At 38.7% G+C, this 16,204-nt stretch carries 13 protein-coding genes and 1 pseudogene; 10 read left to right on the top strand and 4 right to left on the bottom strand.

Annotated features, from left to right (window positions below):
• Window positions 1-4: 4 nt before the first annotated feature.
• Window positions 5-1,123 carry an aspartate-semialdehyde dehydrogenase gene (gene asd / locus DJ533_RS16695; protein ID WP_065993413.1) on the bottom strand — a complete coding sequence of 373 codons (1,119 nt, stop codon included), beginning with the start codon at window positions 1,121-1,123 and terminating at the stop codon, window positions 5-7.
• Window positions 1,124-1,309: 186 nt separating this feature from the next.
• On the opposite strand from asd, the gene DJ533_RS16690 reads away from it, so the two are divergent.
• From DJ533_RS16690 to DJ533_RS16680, 3 genes and pseudogenes are all read left to right on the top strand, one after another.
• Window positions 1,310-2,419 (top strand): endonuclease/exonuclease/phosphatase family protein, encoded by a 1,110-nt coding sequence (locus DJ533_RS16690; protein WP_065993554.1) that lies wholly within the window; start codon window positions 1,310-1,312, stop codon window positions 2,417-2,419.
• Window positions 2,420-2,726: 307 nt separating this feature from the next.
• Window positions 2,727-2,954, top strand: a complete 228-nt coding sequence (locus DJ533_RS16685; protein WP_228716495.1) for a hypothetical protein — start codon at window positions 2,727-2,729, stop codon at window positions 2,952-2,954.
• Window positions 2,955-3,157: 203 nt separating this feature from the next.
• Window positions 3,158-4,603, top strand: a pseudogene (locus DJ533_RS16680) (DUF2252 domain-containing protein).
• A 98-nt stretch (window positions 4,604-4,701) separates the two neighbouring features.
• Here DJ533_RS16680 and DJ533_RS16675 read toward each other — a convergent pair.
• Entirely contained in the window at window positions 4,702-5,805 is a 1,104-nt protein-coding gene (locus DJ533_RS16675) for a glycosyltransferase family 4 protein (RefSeq protein WP_065993414.1), read from the bottom strand.
• Between the two features lie 69 nt (window positions 5,806-5,874).
• The gene (locus DJ533_RS16670) at window positions 5,875-6,810 is read right to left on the bottom strand and encodes an LpxL/LpxP family acyltransferase (RefSeq protein ID WP_065993415.1); all 936 of its coding nucleotides are present in this window, start codon (window positions 6,808-6,810) and stop codon (window positions 5,875-5,877) included.
• A 121-nt stretch (window positions 6,811-6,931) separates the two neighbouring features.
• On the opposite strand from DJ533_RS16670, the gene DJ533_RS16665 reads away from it, so the two are divergent.
• Complete coding sequence (locus tag DJ533_RS16665; protein WP_065993416.1) at window positions 6,932-7,483, top strand: O-acetyl-ADP-ribose deacetylase; 552 nt, start codon at window positions 6,932-6,934, stop codon at window positions 7,481-7,483.
• A 30-nt stretch (window positions 7,484-7,513) separates the two neighbouring features.
• Window positions 7,514-8,521 (top strand): acyltransferase family protein, encoded by a 1,008-nt coding sequence (locus DJ533_RS16660; protein ID WP_065993417.1) that lies wholly within the window; start codon window positions 7,514-7,516, stop codon window positions 8,519-8,521.
• Window positions 8,522-8,566: 45 nt separating this feature from the next.
• On the opposite strand, the gene DJ533_RS16655 is transcribed toward DJ533_RS16660, so the two are convergent.
• Entirely contained in the window at window positions 8,567-10,468 is a 1,902-nt protein-coding gene (locus DJ533_RS16655) for an ATP-binding cassette domain-containing protein (RefSeq protein WP_065993418.1), read from the bottom strand.
• Between the two features lie 36 nt (window positions 10,469-10,504).
• Between DJ533_RS16655 and DJ533_RS16650 the strand changes: the two genes are divergently transcribed.
• The 5 genes from DJ533_RS16650 (at window position 10,505) to topA (ending at window position 16,085) form a co-directional block, all read left to right on the top strand.
• Window positions 10,505-10,750: a SlyX family protein gene (locus DJ533_RS16650; protein ID WP_065993419.1), complete on the top strand. Its 246-nt coding sequence runs from the start codon at window positions 10,505-10,507 to the stop codon at window positions 10,748-10,750.
• Between the two features lie 119 nt (window positions 10,751-10,869).
• Window positions 10,870-11,877: a hypothetical protein gene (locus DJ533_RS16645; RefSeq protein WP_065993420.1), complete on the top strand. Its 1,008-nt coding sequence runs from the start codon at window positions 10,870-10,872 to the stop codon at window positions 11,875-11,877.
• A 25-nt stretch (window positions 11,878-11,902) separates the two neighbouring features.
• The gene (locus DJ533_RS18810; protein WP_215900542.1) at window positions 11,903-12,895 is read left to right on the top strand and encodes a PIN domain-containing protein; all 993 of its coding nucleotides are present in this window, start codon (window positions 11,903-11,905) and stop codon (window positions 12,893-12,895) included.
• Window positions 12,896-12,963: 68 nt separating this feature from the next.
• Complete coding sequence (locus DJ533_RS16630; protein WP_065993422.1) at window positions 12,964-13,413, top strand: hypothetical protein; 450 nt, start codon at window positions 12,964-12,966, stop codon at window positions 13,411-13,413.
• Between the two features lie 29 nt (window positions 13,414-13,442).
• Window positions 13,443-16,085, top strand: a complete 2,643-nt coding sequence (topA, locus tag DJ533_RS16625) for a type I DNA topoisomerase (protein ID WP_065993423.1) — start codon at window positions 13,443-13,445, stop codon at window positions 16,083-16,085.
• Window positions 16,086-16,204: the final 119 nt, after the last annotated feature.

Raw genomic sequence — 16,204 nt, 5'->3', positions numbered from 1 at the left:
AAAATTAAGCATTTTTATACTCAATTAGGATACGGAGCATACGACGTAAAGGTTCAGCAGCGCCCCAAAGTAATTGGTCACCGACAGTGAATGCGCCCAGATACTCTTTACCCATATTCAGTTTACGTAAACGTCCCACTGGAACAGTTAAAGTACCTGTTACTGCGACAGGTGTTAAATCTGTCATTGATGCTTCACGGGTATTTGGAACCACTTTTGTCCATTGATTTGACTGACGAATCATATCTTCGATTTCATCAAGCGGTACATCTTTTTTCAGTTTCAAAGTCAAGGCTTGTGAATGACAACGCATTGCACCAATACGCACACAGTGACCATCGATTGGAACAATTTGCGCATTGCCCAAGATCTTGTTGGTTTCAACTTGACCTTTCCATTCCTCTTTCGACTGACCACTTTCAAGTTGCTTGTCGATATATGGAATGAGTGAACCCGCTAAAGGCACACCAAAGTTTGCAGAAGGGAAACCTTCGCCACGTTGTAATTGTGCAATTTTAGAGTCGATATCTAAAATCGGCGAACGAGGATCATCCAATAAATCTTTGGTGTTGTTATATAAATAACCCATGCCATTGATCAATTCACGCATGTTTTGTGCGCCTGCACCAGATGCCGCTTGATAGGTCATGGCAGTCATCCATTCCACTAAGTTAGCTTGGAATAATGAACCCATACTCATGAGCATCAACGAAACAGTACAGTTACCGCCAACAAAAGTTTTTGTGCCTTTTGCTAAACCATCTTTAATGACATTCATGTTCACTGGGTCAAGTACGATGATTGCTTCATCATCCATACGTAAAGTAGATGCTGCATCGATCCAGTAACCATTCCAATTTTCAGCTTTGAGCTTTGGAAAAACTTCAGAGGTATAATCGCCACCTTGACAGGTAATAATGACATCCATTTGCTTCAGACTATTAATGTCTGACGCATCCATAAGTGCTGGGGCAGTCTTACCACCAAAAGCAGGTGCTTCACCACCTGCATTACTGGTAGAGAAATAGAATGGCTCAAAATGAGCAAAATCATTCTCTTCAACCATACGTTGCATAAGGACGGAACCAACCATCCCGCGCCAACCGACCAGACCTACTTTCATGTCACTTCGCCTCGGTGCGTAAAAAAATTAATAGGGGGATTCGAGTGTATCAAAAGGCGGTGTAACTGCAATAGCTACACAATCAAAACACCAACAATATTGTGCAATATATCTTGTTTATGTTACATGCAAAACTGATATAAATTTATGAATCGATAAAAAATTAAGAATATAAGAGTTTGAATGATGATTTGGATTGAAATTCTAGCAGGTCTGGTGATTTGGCTAAGCTTCTGGTCGTTGATTCCACGTGATGAATGGTGGTTTCGAGGAGCAGATTTTCCCCGCCTGCAAATTTTAGTGTTGGGCATAATTGCATTTTTCTTGTTGATATTTTGGCAGGGAGAATGGGATTTAAAAAGAGAAGTAATCCTATTTTTATTGATTGCTGCATTAGCATATCAATTAAAAATGGTTTTGCCTTATACGTTTATTTGGAAAAAGCAAGTTGCACACGTGCGTAAGGAGCAACTTGATCCTGATCGTCAAATTTCTTTGATTGTTTCCAATGTCTTAACCCCAAATGATCAATATCATCTACTGATTGAACAAATTCAAAAGTATCAGCCAGATATTGTACTGACCTTAGAAACAGACCAAACTTGGCAAAATGAGTTGTCTGTTATCGAAAAAGATTATCCATATCGTGTCCCTGTACCTTTAGATAATCTGTATGGTATGCATCTCTATAGTAAATTAAAGTTGGTTGATACAGAGGTTAAATTTATTCTCAGTGATGAAATTCCCTCTATTCATACCACAGTGATTTTGCCTTCGGGACAGCCTGTACAGCTATATTGTTTACATCCTAAGCCACCGAGCCCCACTGAAGCCAAAGACTCTGTTTTACGTGATGCAGAGCTATTGATTGTGGGGGATCAGATTAAAGATTTGGACGAAAGTTGCATCGTGATGGGCGATCTAAATGATGTGGCATGGTCGAGAACAACACGTTTATTTCAGCGGATCAGTGGCTTGCTTGATCCACGAGTAGGTCGAAAATATGTCAACACTTTTCATGCTGACTATAAGTTACTCAGATGGTCATTAGATCATATTTTTCATAGTACAGATTTTGCCTTAGTGCAGATGCAACGTTTACCGCATGTCGGCTCGGACCATTTCCCAGTCTATGTCACTTTACAAACAGGACGAGTATTTGAAAATATCCAAGAAGAATTAGAACAAACTGATGCAGATGAAGATGAAGCACAGCAGGCGATTCAAGAGGGGATTGAAAAAGCGGAACGGGAAGAAAAAATTGTCACAGATGAAATCGCGCAAGATTATAAATAGCACTGTAAGTTATGTGTATCTTCGAGAGTTTTGTAAGCATAAGCTTACGTCAATTTAGGCGCTTAGCGGATAGGCAAGTAACGGTGTTGGTTTTATTATAACATTATCGGCACATGGAGTCGGGAAAGGAAAAGTCCCATAAGGAAGACGAAGCCGATGGAAAACCATCATGGAGATGATGTTGGAATGGATCACCAAACATAATAACAAGAATGCCCCTTGAAAGCACAACCTCATATACCCGAGTTTTGCAGGAAGCAGAACTCGGGTTATGCTTATTTGAAAGTCTAACCAATAAACAACTGTGATGTATTTATCGAAATTTCAAGAATTTAAAATCTATATTGTCAATTTTACGGATTTGGCTCGTGACGCTTTGCATATTTATGCAGGGCTATTGGTTTTTTTCATTGTGGCATTTCTACATAAACGGCAACTTAAATCTGTTTGGGCGTTATTAGCTGTCATTGGAGTAGCAATCGGGTGTGAGCTTCTGGATGCACGAGATGATTGGATTAATCATGGTTATTGGTGAGTGGATGCAAGTCTACACGATATTGTAAACACCTGTTTTTGGCCACTTTTGATTTGGTTAATGGCACGTTTTAAAGTTTTTAAGGCGTAAGTTAAAAAAGATCACTGGCAAACTATTTTGCAAAAAATAAGATAAAATGGAATATGTGATTTGCAGTGTCAATGCTATGATTTCGCATCAAAATAAATTAGAAATTTCTTGTGATGCAAAAGAAAATTTTTTTAGAATTACCCAAACAACTTTGGACTGAATACAGTTTAGAGCTCACAACGCACCAATATCACGGCAAGTTACTTGACCAAGATCAAGGTTTTGAATTGGGAAAAGCACAACGCAAAATTACGCCACGCTCAGAACTGAGTCAGTTGTCTGAACGTCCAAAAGGCGTGGATGCGCTCACGGTCTATCATTGGAGTAATCAAGGTCGTGTTGATTTATTAAAGCCTGTTCGTGCTAAAAGGATGAGTGTTTCTCCATTTGCTTACTTTCGTGGTATGCCTTCACTGATGTTATATGATCTGGCATGGGAAAAAAGTCATTCAGGTCTGATGCAATAGATTTGTGGAGATTGTCATTTACTTAACTTTGGTGGATTTGCTAGTCCTGAGCGGAATCTACTATTTGGTCTCAATGATTTTGATGAAACCTTAGTCGCACCTTTTGAATGGGATTTAAAGCGTCTTGCAACCAGTTTTATGATTGCTGCATGTGAAATCGAGTTAGGAGATCGTGTTGGATTAAAAGCCATCGAAGTCATGATAAATGCGTATCGTCAGCATCTACAACATTTTAGAACATTATCACCATTACAAACATGGTACGAAAAAATTGATGCTGCAGTGCTTTTGCAGCATACTGAAGATCAAAAAATTAGAAAAAAACGTGAAAAGCATTTGGCTTCAGCACATCGCCGTACCTCAGCATCGGTATTACCTAAACTTACCGATTATGATGTTGAAACAGGACATCGTTGTTTTATTGATGAACCTCCTTTACTACGCCATCCTGAAGAAGGAGAAGTATTTGCCAAAAATTCTAAGGAATTTTTTAGGCGTTATCGAGACTCGCTTAAATCAGATCGCCAAGTTTTGTTTGACCGTTATCGTTGTACGGATGTGGCTTTAAAAGTGGTTGGGGTGGGCAGTGTAGGCACGCGTGCAGCGATTGCATTATTTGAAGATGCAGATCGTGAGCCTTTGATTTTACAGATGAAAGAAGCTAATCCTTCAATTTTAATGCCATTATTTCCTGAGAAAATCAAGCATGAGGGTGAGCGTGTGATCTCTGGACAACAGTTGATGCAAGCTGCAAATGATATTTTCTTAGGTTTTGCCTCATATAGCAAAGAACATCAGCAGTTCTATGTACGTCAGTTGCGTGATATGAAAATCTCGATTGATCTTGAAGATATGGATGATGTGTATTTATATGAATATGCAGACAGTTGTGGTTTGGCTTTGGCACATGCACATGCCAAAGCAGGCAATGCAGATGTAGTACTAGGATATTTGGGTGAAGGTAAGCAAAGTGTCAAAGTGCTGCAAGAATATGCTTTTAAATATGCTGAACGTAATGCTGCCGATTATGCACAATTTTTACAAGAAGTTGAAAATGGCAAAATCGAAGTTGCAGGCGATGAAGCTTTATAATCACCTTATATTTTGAGTGGTATTTAAAATGCCTTTCTATCCATGAAGGCATTTTTTAGCTAATCAATTTAGCTAAAATAACGAGGTGTTAAAGCTACTTATTGATTTAAAACTTGTTGATACAATTGTATCGTTTGATCACACATATCTTTTAGACTGAACTGTGTTACAGGTGCAACCTGCTGTGGTGTATCAATATGTAATTTTACAGCATTCAAAAGAGTCACTTTGTCATCTACCGCAATTTTACCTTGTGGGTAGACATTTGCTAAAATTTCAGCGACGCCACCTCTGTCCCAACCAATCACAGGCGTTCCGACAGACAGTGCTTCTAGTGCGGTGCGACCAAAGGTTTCGGCTTGATTAGACAATGACAAAACCACATCAGAAAACGCCAACCATTCTCGAATATCGGAACGATGCCCTACAAAGGTGATCTGATCACGTAGGTTTTTGCTTTGAATGGTATTTTCTAGCTCATCCAAATAGGCTGCTTTTTTCGGGTCTGCGCCACCCACCACGACTGCATGCACATTGGGATATTGGGTATGCAATTGTTCCATCAATTCAATCAGTGTTTCATGCCCTTTCAGACGAGTAATACGCCCTGGTAGGCAGATTAAAAACTTATTTTCCAATTGGGGGAAATCTTGAAAAGTGTGTTGAAACCACTGTGCAGATGGCTGATAACCATGCGGAAAAGCCGCAGGATCAATTCCGCGATAAATCCGTACAATATCCTCAGGTGGGCAGTTTTTATAGTGATCAGTAATATATTTCACCACGCTATTTGAAACAGCAATGACTTTTTCCGCTTGCGTCATGATGGCACTGTAACGATTAATCGAATAAAAGCCATGTACGGTACTGATCAAATGTGGACGTTTTTCTACAGTAATGCCTTTAAGTGCAAAATGAGTTAACCATGCAGGTACACGAGAACGAACATGCACAATATCAGGTTGATGTTGTTCGATCAGTTTTCGTAATGGGCGAATTTGCCATAAGCTCGACACAGCTTTTTTATGAATGGGCAAGGTTAAATGAGTCGTGCCTTCTGCTTCTAGTTCAGGAACTAAACGCCCACCATTTGAAACCACCAATGATTCATGACCATCGGCAACTAAGGCTCTGGCAATTTCTAAAGTACCACGCTCAACACCACCACTATTGAGCTCGGGAAGCAGTTGCATTACTTTCATACGTTTTCCTTTTAGTGGTGATATTTATAAGATGAGTAAAATAATTCAAAGTGAAGATATTGAAAAACCTTAATAAATTTTTTCATAACCTTCAGGGCGAGTTTTAAAGCGGCGGTGAAACCACATATATTGCGTAGGTGCGATGCGTAATTGATTTTCAATAATTTTATTGACTCGAATTGCATCATCAAGTTCATCCGCACTGGGTAAATTCTCTACAGCAGGTTCGATTAACACACGATATTGCGGATTTTTAATGTCACCATGTCGATAAAAATACAGGGGAACTGCCACAGCTTTAGAGATTTTTAATAATCGGCGATGTGCTGTTACGGTCGCCGCAGGGATACCAAAAAAAGGCGCCATCACGCCTTGTTTTAAGCCAAAATCTTGGTCAGGACTATACCAAATCGCATCGCCTTCCTTAAGGTGGCGAATCAGACCACGCATATCATCATGATCAATCTGTGCTTTATAGATTGTCGCACGACAACGATAAATGAGCATGTCTAGTAAAGGATTATTTTGTGGGCGATAGACCACATCAGGCTCAAAGTATTGTGCACACAAATATCCCCCTGCATCAAGTAAGGTGCTATGTGTGCCTAAAAGCAAAACACCTTTACCTTCTGCTTGTGCAGTTTGGATGTGCTGTAAGCCTTCAATGCTCACTCGATCTTTAAACCATTGGGGTGAATACCACGCATTTAAAGTTTCAAATACACCAAGCATCATATCGACAAAGACAAGACGAGCATTTTCTTGCACTTGTTCGACTGTCCATTCAGGAAAGCAAACCTCAAGATTGCGAACAGTGGTTTTACGGCGTGATTTCAGATATTTAAAAGCAAGATTACCTAAGAAGGTTGCTAAACGATGTTGGATTGCCCAAGGTAAAATGGCAAGCAACATGAGAAATACAATTGCAATCCATATTCCCCAATATTGTGGCAATAAAAATGCCCAATAAAATTTTCCAGATTTGTAATGATGCTTTTTACTCATATGAATGTGAGAGATTGCAATTGTTTAGATGGCTGAAGTTTAACATGAACTAAATTTAAAGGCGTAAAGCATTGTTCTATAATCCCAGAAACAATGCTCAGGATGATATGGCTTAAGTTTAATGAAAAGTATTCGATTAATTCAGGGTGATATCACCATTCAAAAAGTAGATGCGATTGTCAATGCTGCCAACACTTCTCTACTTGGGGGTGGTGGGGTAGATGGTGCGATTCATCGTAAAGGTGGGAGTGAGGTTTTAGATGAATGTCAGCAAATCCGAGCACAACAAGGAGGTTGTGCTGTTGGAGAGGCGGTTATGACAACCGCAGGGTTACTGCCAAGTCATTATGTCATTCATACTGTAGGTCCAACCTGGCAAGATGGGCAGCATGAGGAAAATCAATTATTACAAAACGCTTATATCAATAGTTTGAAGCTTGCCGAGCAAAAACATTTACAAAGTATCGCTTTTCCAAATATTTCTACAGGTGTCTATCGTTTTCCAAAGTTTGAAGCAGCAGATATTGCAATCACAACCACAGTGGACTTTATGAAAAATGCACAGCATGTACAGGAAGTTCATTTTGTTTGTTTTGATGTGGAAAATTTTAAGATTTATCGACAACGCTTAGCGCAAATTGATACCTCTGATGTGCAAATTTTAGGTATATAATTTCTAAAATTTTCTGGTTTATACGCCATTATGCGCAACCATTTTCTTGATACCCATAAGGCGATACTGATCTTTTTGGTGGTCTTTGGACATTTTTTAGAACGCATGATTGGATGGCGTGATCCGATTAGCCATACTTTGCTTGGAACGATTTATTTGATTCATATGCCTGCTTTTATTTTTGTGTCAGGCATTTTATATAAAGATAAAAATTGGCTGAAAAATACTTTATTTTTCCTCTCGCTTTATATTCCATTTCAATTTTTATTTGCGGTTTATGATGGCTTTTGGTCAGGGCAAATACACTGGAATTGGAATGTATTTATCAAACCTTATTGGGTATTTTGGTATCTGTTCGCAATGATGGCATGGACATGCCTTACGCATTTCTTATTAAAAGTATCCAATGGCTTTGCTTTTATATTTTCCTTGCTTATGGCTGTTTTTATAGGATTAAGCCCTTGGAATAACTATTTATATTCTAGTGGACGAATTTTTGTATTTTTCCCATTTTTTATCTTTGGGGTGATTTATGGCAAAAGTGTGCTTGAAAAAATCCAACAACAAGCTACTGCAAAATATTATGGTTTAATGGGTTTAATGGGTTTAATGGGTTTAATGGGCTTGGCAGCTTTTGTATATTTTACACACATCAATCCATACTGGTTGTACGGAAGTTTGAGTTATTCACAATTAAAAGTTACTGTTTTTGATGGAATATTCATACGAATATTCGTTTTGATCTTATCCAGTTTCGGTATTGTGGCTTTATTGTCAGTAACGCAATTTTTTCAAGGGAAATGGCAAAAATTAGGAATCTATACCTTGCCTGTATATCTGTTGCATGGTTTTGTGGTGATGTGGATTGCACGTTATTACCAAGTTGATTTTCATATTTTTTTGGAAATTTTGATTTGTATTATCTTATCTATTTTGAGTTGTTGGGTTTTACAGCAAGCATTTTTTGATCATCTTTTAAGAAAAATGTCGTTATGGTTACTAAATCCAACTGCAAGATTTTGGCGTATGCAGAAATAACAACTCCACACACATGCGGAGTTGTTATTTAAGGCAAAAGTAGCATTAACCTTTACTCATTTCCTCAAGTTCTTCCCAACGTTCTAATTTTTCCAATAACAAATCATCGATTTCAGTCAAACGATTTGAGAGTTTCATGGCTTTGTCAGCATCGGAAACAAATAGAGAGCCATCTGCAAGTAACTCATTAATTTCAGCTTGTTCTTTTTCCAAAGCGTCCATTTCTGCAGGAAGTTGCTCTAAGGCACGTTGGTCTTTATAGCTCAGTTTGACTTTTTTCGGCTGAGCAGTTTGTGCAGCAGCTTCAGCTTTTGCTGCGGCTTTTTTCACGGCACTTTTTTGATCGACTACAGTTTGATCAGGGCGTTGTTCTAGATAATCTTGGTAGCCACCGATGTATTCATCAATGTTGCCTTTACCATCAAATACCCATGTAGATGTCACGACATTGTCCATAAAGGCACGGTCATGTGAAATCAGCAACAATGTACCTTTATAACCGCCCAACATTTCTTCTAATAGCTCAAGTGTCACCATGTCCAAGTCATTGGTTGGCTCATCCATCACGATCAGATTTGATGGTTTAAGTAATAGTTTAGCCAGTAAAATACGGTTACGCTCGCCACCTGATAGTGCTTTCACAGGCGTACGAGCACGTTCAGGGGAGAATAAAAAGTCTTGTAAATAGCTATAGATATGACGGCGTGAACCATTGACATCAACATGGTCAGAACCTTCTGAAACGTTATCTTTCACTGATTTTTCAAGGTCTAAAGCGTTGCGGAGTTGGTCAAAGTAGGCAATTTCAAGTTGTGTACCTGTTTTCACCGAACCACCGTGTTCAATCTCCCCTAAAATGGCTTTGATCAGTGTAGTTTTACCTACACCGTTGTCACCAACTAAACCGATACGATCACCACGCAATACTAAAGTAGAGAAATCTTTGATGATCGGATAGCCATCATATTCAACACGTAAATGTTCAATTTCAAACACCATTTTCCCAGAACGCTGTGCGTCTTGGGTTGCCATGCTGACTTTGCCTTGTTGAGAACGACGAGCCTTAGATTCTTCACGTAAGGCTTTTAAAGCACGCACACGTCCTTCATTACGTGTACGACGGGCTTTGATGCCTTGGCGAATCCAAACCTCTTCTTCAGCCAGTTTCTTATCAAACAACGCATTTTGCTTTTCTTCAGCTTCCATTTGCTGTGCTTTAAGGTCTAAATAACGTGAATAGTTCCCTTCGTAACTACGCAAAATGCCACGATCTAGCTCAACAATACGGGTTGCGATATTGTCTACGAATGAACGGTCATGCGAAATGAAAAGCAATGTTAAATTATTTTGATCAAGTAAGAATTTTTCTAACCATTCAATACTTTCAACGTCCAAGTGGTTGGTTGGTTCGTCGAGTAACAACACATCAGGCTGGGTCAGTAGCGCACGAGCCAACAGCACACGACGCTTACGCCCACCAGATAAATCCGCCAAGTCTGCTTCAGGGTCTAAACCCATTTTACTTAAAATCGAGTTGACTTTGGTTTCAAGCGACCAACCATCAAGCTGATCCATTTTGTGTTGTAGATTGCCCATACGTTCACAGGCATCCATATCACCGAGTACACACGCATCACTGGCTTCATGATATGCTTTTAATACCGTAGCCGCTTCGCCTGCACCCTCAGCCACAATGTCAGCAACTTTACCTGAGTCCATCGGTACATCTTGCGCTAGCATGGCAATGGTGATGCCATTTTGTAGTGAAACTTCGCCTGCATCAGGTAATAGACTTCCCTCAATCAGTTTAAGTAAAGTAGACTTACCTTCACCGTTACGCCCAATCAAACAGACTCGTTCGCCACGTTCCAGACTGAAGTTTGCGCCGTCGAGCAGGGCAGGTCCACCAAATGCAAGTTGGACATCCCTTAAAGTAATATAGGCCATAATGTTTCCTAAACATCCCACAGTGAGGACTAAAAAGTGACTAAACAGAAAAATTTTGATGATCAAGCGTCATTGTCCGCACCCATAGAAGATTTGCAAGTCCGAATTACATTTTTAGATGATTTAGTTGAACAATTAAATGATCAAGTGGCGCAACAAAGTTTGGAAATTGCAGATTTAAAGAAGCAAATGCAGTTGCTTTATCAGCGTGTGGAATCTGCAGATTTGTCAGAAGGGATTGCGGCGTTTGATCCAATGACCAATCGTCCACCGCATTATTAATGTCGTTTATATCCTATTTTTTAAACTTTGAAACAGTAGCAACACACTGAAATAGATTTGACCTTTATGCAAAAGCTCGGTGTAATGCAGGCTCTTAATCTGGTTGTTAAAAATTGATCATGCAGAATAAAGTTGTACTTCTTGATATTGAAAATAATATGCCAACATTAAAAATGTTAAGGGATGTTGTGAAGCATTATTCAGCTTTATATCTGTTTAATTGCACAGGAAAAATTGAATTTGCACTGGATGATTTAACTGAGCTGGCGAGTCTAATTAGCAGTGGGCAAGTGATCATTTTAGATGTACCTGAAACCACTGAAAAAGAATATGAATATGCGGTGGTGGTAGGTCAGCTTTTAGCTTTGCTTGAACCTGATACACATATTGAAGTGATTTCTGCGATGCCAAGTTGTTCTATGTTAATGGACATGTTGCGTAGTTCAGACTTGAGTTGCCATTTAATTCAAATCGAAACAGAAAATTCAGAAAAAGCTTCTAAATATACGATCCCAAGTGTTGAAACGATTTTAAATAAACCCGCCTTACAACTGGTTAAAAAATATTGTGATGCTGTGGTGAAAATGACAGGTAAACCCAATACGGTTGAAAAGCTAAAAAATTCAATTGTGAATTGCTTACAAGTCGTCCCTGAAAAAGCCCAACACTTATTGGGTATGTTGATTAATCTAAAAATAGTTAAGAAAGAAGATGAACACGTTTGGTTTAGAAAAAAACGATTAAAACAATGGTCTGAACTTGATTTAGAACAAAAAAGTGTTATTTCAGATGTTAAATTTTTACAAATTGATGCTGTTTTAGACAAGCTGAGTGCAGATGCCAAACAGATTGCTTCTGCATTAGACAGCCAACAAGAATCAGATTCGACAACAACTTCTTTGAATAAAAATTTTGAAGAAATTGATCCAGTGCAATGGGAAGTAATTCAAAAGTTAAATGAATTAAAAACAGACAAACCGAAAGATATTTATGCGCTACGAGATTTGTTGGAAAAAATGTTTCCCCAGTCTGATGTGCGATTATTACTCAAAGAGTTGATTGAAAAAGGCTATATTTATTGGAACGGTCATGATGTGATTTATAGTCATGAGATGTATTTGAATTAAAAATTAAAATTGTGTTGGGGGACGCATGAAAAAAATCTTATTACTTGATATTGAGAATTTACATAAAACCGAAAAAGAACTACTTAAATATTTATCTCAATATCAATTAATCTATCTTGTTTATGCAAAATCACCCGTGAATTTTAGTTTAGATGGATTGGTAAAACTTGCGCCATTTGTGATGAATGGAAAATTAAAAATTTTAAAAATGCCTAAATTAGGCAAAGATGCTGCTGACTTTGGTTTAGCGTTTATTGCAGGACAATTATCCGTTCAAATGCAAGCAAAAGAGTATTGTTTTGACGTCATGTCAAATGATCATTCAATGGAATATGTTGTTGATTTGCTTAAATTGGCACAATTTGATGTGAAAATTATCCATGAAAAGCCATTGATTGCATATCAACAGATACAAGAAATTAAATCTGAATTCAATCTAAATAAAATGCTTTATCAATATTGTGAAAATTTGACCAAATCGAATTTTTCTAAACCTGCAAAAGTAGAGTCATTAATTAACTCTTTGAAGGCAAATTTAAAAATTGAGGAGGATATTGCAAAAGCAGTGATTGAAGAGCTAAAAAAATTAAAAGTCATTAAAATTAATGAAAATAAAGTACAGTATTTTCAAAATATTATAGGGAAATTAGTGCAGGATTTTTCTGCTGAAACTGCTGAAACTGCTGAAACTGCTGAAACTGCTGAAACTGCTGAAACTGCTGAAACTGCTGAAACTGCTGAAACTGCTGAAACTGCTGAAACTGCTGAAACTGCTGAAACTGCTGATTTTGAAGTATTAGAACAAAGATTAACTGAAATTCAATTTAAACTCGTGACTTATTTTAATTCACAGAATAAACCTTATCCAAAAACATTAAGCGGTTTTACGACGATTTTAAAAAAATGTTTAGATGAAACATTAATAGAAGAAAGTTTATATTTATTAAAGAAATATGAGCTTATTCAGGTGAATAGTAAAAAACAAATTTCATATAGTCCAATTTTATTTGCGAATTAATTTATCAAACAAACTTGCGTTTTATATTCAGCTTATGCAAATCTAATATAGGAATAAAAAGGTGAATTATGGAACACACAGGTCTTTGGATAGCAGTCATTGTTATTGTTTTTGTCATGGGCTCAATTTTTGGTTTGCGTGTAAGCCCAAGAGAAAAAGCACTGGGTATGATGCGAGAAAAAGCCCGAAAAATGGGATTGCATCCACGTTTGGTGGCAGCGCCTGATTGGACAAAAGTCCCAATGGCAACAGAAAGTCGTGCCAGTATGGTGGCATATTATAGTGTGTTAATTCCAGAAGCTCGCTTGCCTTTGATGCGCGCTCGCGTAGAAGATCAAAAATTGAAATTACTTCAGGGTGATGCGAAATTTAATGATTTTCCCATTGCATTAAAAGGGATTTATGCTATTGATATGCAAGCTAACTGTGTAGGACTCTATTGGGATGAAGAATCAGACCTTCGAGCAACACAATTAGAAGATATGAAAGCATATTTACTTTCTTTGGCTGAAATTTAACTTAAAAAGAATAGGATAAACGGTTCATTATGGCGAAAGCTCCTCGGTCCACAACCAAAAGCACAACTGCAGACACTCCCAATGCAGGCAAGAAGCGTGCCTTAGTGATTGTGGAGTCGCCTGCAAAAGCGAAAACCATCAATAAATATTTAGGTTCAGATTACATCGTAAAGTCATCGGTCGGTCACGTACGTGATTTGCCTACAGGTGGCTCAAGTAAAACGACAGAAAAAAAATCTGTGACACGCACTAAACTGACCGATGCACAAAAAGCTGAAAAAGCACAAACTGCACTGGTTAATCGTATGGGCGTTGATCCAGAGCATGATTGGAAGGCACATTATGAAGTACTTCCAGGCAAAGAAAATGTCGTTGCTGAACTGAAAAAACTTGCAAAAGATGCTGACGAAATCTATCTCGCAACGGACTTGGATAGAGAAGGGGAAGCGATTGCTTGGCATTTAAGAGAAGTGATTGGTGGGGATGAAAATCGTTACCATCGTGTGGTATTTAACGAAATCACAAAAAATGCCATTCAAGATGCTTTTAAACAGCCAACACGTCTTGATTTGAACCGAGTGAATGCCCAACAAGCACGTCGTTTTCTCGACCGTGTAGTGGGCTTTATGGTATCGCCGTTACTCTGGGAAAAAATTGCGCGTGGTTTATCCGCAGGGCGTGTGCAATCCGTTGCAGTGAAGCTTGTGGTAGAACGTGAACGTGAAATTCGTGCATTTGTTCCTGAAGAATATTGGCAAGTTTTCGCAGATACCAAATCTAAAAAAGATAACATTCGCTTAGAAGCAGTGAAGCAAGGTGGTAAAACTTTAAAATTACAAAATAAAGCGCAAACTGATGCTTTATTAAAAATTTTAAATGATGCTGAATATAAAGTTGCAACCCGTGAAGATAAACCGACTAAGGTTAACCCTAGCGCACCGTATATCACGTCAACTTTACAACAAGCAGCCAGTACACGTTTAGGTTTTTCTGTGAAGAAAACCATGATGTTGGCACAGCGTTTGTATGAAGCGGGCTATATTACTTATATGCGTACTGACTCAACATTCCTAAGTGATGATGCGGTCAGCATGGTACGTAACCATATTCAGACTGAGTATGGCGATAAATATCTTCCTGCAAAAGCCAATCGTTATGGTAATAAAGCGGGCGCACAAGAAGCGCATGAGGCGATTCGTCCATCCAATGTGGCACTGAAAGGTGATCAATTGGTGGGTGCGGAACGTGATGCACAGCGTTTATATGATTTGATTTGGCGTCAATTTGTCGCATGTCAGATGACCCCTGCGGAATATTTATCATCCACAATTTTGATCGATGCCAATGGTGTAGAGCTTAAAGCGAAAGGTCGTACCTTAGTATTTGATGGTTTCACCAAAGTGCGTGGTCAAAACAAATCGGATGATGATGTTTTACTGCCTGCGGTAAAAGTCGGTGAAGTGCTTAAGTTAGAAAAACTTGATCCATCACAACATTTTACCAAACCGCCTGCACGTTTTACCGAAGCATCATTGGTCAAAGAGTTAGAGAAAAAAGGCATTGGTCGTCCATCGACCTATGCTGCGATTATTTCAACGATTCAAGATCGTGGATATGTCAAACTGGATAATCGCCGCCTTTATGCTGAAAAAATGGGTGAAATCGTCACAGATCGTTTGGACGAAAGCTTTAATAATTTGATGAATTATGCCTTCACAGCAGATTTAGAAGGTCAGCTCGATAAAGTTGCAGATGGTGAACGCAATTGGAAAGAGTTACTCGACAGTTTCTATGGTGACTTTAAAAAACGTTTAACCACTGCTCAAGGTGAAAGCGGTATGCGCCGTAACTTACCTGTGGAAGTTGAGGCTGTACATTGTCCAGAATGTACTCGTCCTATGCAGATCCGTACAGGAACAACAGGTGTATTCTTAGGATGTTCAGGCTATAACTTGCCACCAAAGGAACGCTGTAAAGGTACATTAAACTTAACACCTGTCGAGTCGCTCGCTGCATTGTCTGATGATGATGGCGCGGAAACAGCAGATCTAATGTCGAAAAAACGTTGTCCGATCTGCGGTACAGCGATGGACAGCTATGTGATTGATGGTGGTCGCAAACTCCATATTTGTGGTAATAACCCTGACTGTAACGGTTATGAGCTTGAAGAAGGCGAGTTCAAAATCAAAGGTTATGATGGTCCAACCATTCCATGTGACAAATGTGATGGTGAGATGCAGTTGAAAACAGGTCGTTTCGGTCCTTATTTTGCATGTATGAGCTGTGACAATACCCGCAAAGTATTGAAAAACGGGCAACCTGCGCCGCCACGTGTTGATCCGATTAAAATGGAACATTTACGCTCTACCAAACATGACGATTATTTTGTCTTGCGTGATGGTGCTGCAGGTCTGTTCTTGGCAGCCAGTAAGTTTCCGAAAATTCGTGAAACGCGTGCGCCAAAAGTGGCAGAATTACGCACAGTCGCAGATCAAATCGACCCGAAATATCAGTTTATTTTACAAGCACCTGATGTCGATCCTGAAGGCAATCCAACTTTGGTGAAGTTTAGTCGTAAAAATCAATCACAATATATTGGTTCTGAAACGGCAGAAGGCAAACAGACCAAGTGGTCGTTGCTGTATAAAGATGGAAAATGGGTTGAGGCTTAAGCTTTTATTCATCTCAAAATGCTAACTTCGGTTAGCATTTTTTATATTTAAAGTTTAAAAATAAAAAACTTAGAGAAATCCAACTCATTCCATTATTGTATCCAGTATTTTACTTTCCA

The organism is Acinetobacter defluvii, assembly GCF_001704615.3.
GTDB lineage: Bacteria > Pseudomonadota > Gammaproteobacteria > Pseudomonadales > Moraxellaceae > Acinetobacter > Acinetobacter defluvii.
This window is presented reverse-complemented; position numbering and strand designations above follow the sequence as displayed.

Bases quoted from the DNA above. Each gene is read 5' to 3' on its own strand.
- DJ533_RS16690 (WP_065993554.1), top strand. From the start codon at position 1,310: ATGATTTGGATTGAAATTCTAGCAGGTCTGGTGATTTGGCTAAGCTTC.
- DJ533_RS18810 (WP_215900542.1), top strand. From the start codon at position 11,903: ATGAAAAAAATCTTATTACTTGATATTGAGAATTTACATAAAACCGAA.
- DJ533_RS16665 (WP_065993416.1), top strand. From the start codon at position 6,932: ATGAAAAGTATTCGATTAATTCAGGGTGATATCACCATTCAAAAAGTA.
- DJ533_RS16630 (WP_065993422.1), top strand. From the start codon at position 12,964: ATGGAACACACAGGTCTTTGGATAGCAGTCATTGTTATTGTTTTTGTC.
- DJ533_RS16670 (WP_065993415.1), bottom strand. From the start codon at position 6,810: ATGAGTAAAAAGCATCATTACAAATCTGGAAAATTTTATTGGGCATTT.
- DJ533_RS16675 (WP_065993414.1), bottom strand. From the start codon at position 5,805: ATGAAAGTAATGCAACTGCTTCCCGAGCTCAATAGTGGTGGTGTTGAG.
- DJ533_RS16685 (WP_228716495.1), top strand. From the start codon at position 2,727: ATGTATTTATCGAAATTTCAAGAATTTAAAATCTATATTGTCAATTTT.
- topA (WP_065993423.1), top strand. From the start codon at position 13,443: ATGGCGAAAGCTCCTCGGTCCACAACCAAAAGCACAACTGCAGACACT.
- DJ533_RS16645 (WP_065993420.1), top strand. From the start codon at position 10,870: ATGCAGAATAAAGTTGTACTTCTTGATATTGAAAATAATATGCCAACA.
- DJ533_RS16655 (WP_065993418.1), bottom strand. From the start codon at position 10,468: ATGGCCTATATTACTTTAAGGGATGTCCAACTTGCATTTGGTGGACCT.
- asd (WP_065993413.1), bottom strand. From the start codon at position 1,123: ATGAAAGTAGGTCTGGTCGGTTGGCGCGGGATGGTTGGTTCCGTCCTT.
- DJ533_RS16660 (WP_065993417.1), top strand. From the start codon at position 7,514: ATGCGCAACCATTTTCTTGATACCCATAAGGCGATACTGATCTTTTTG.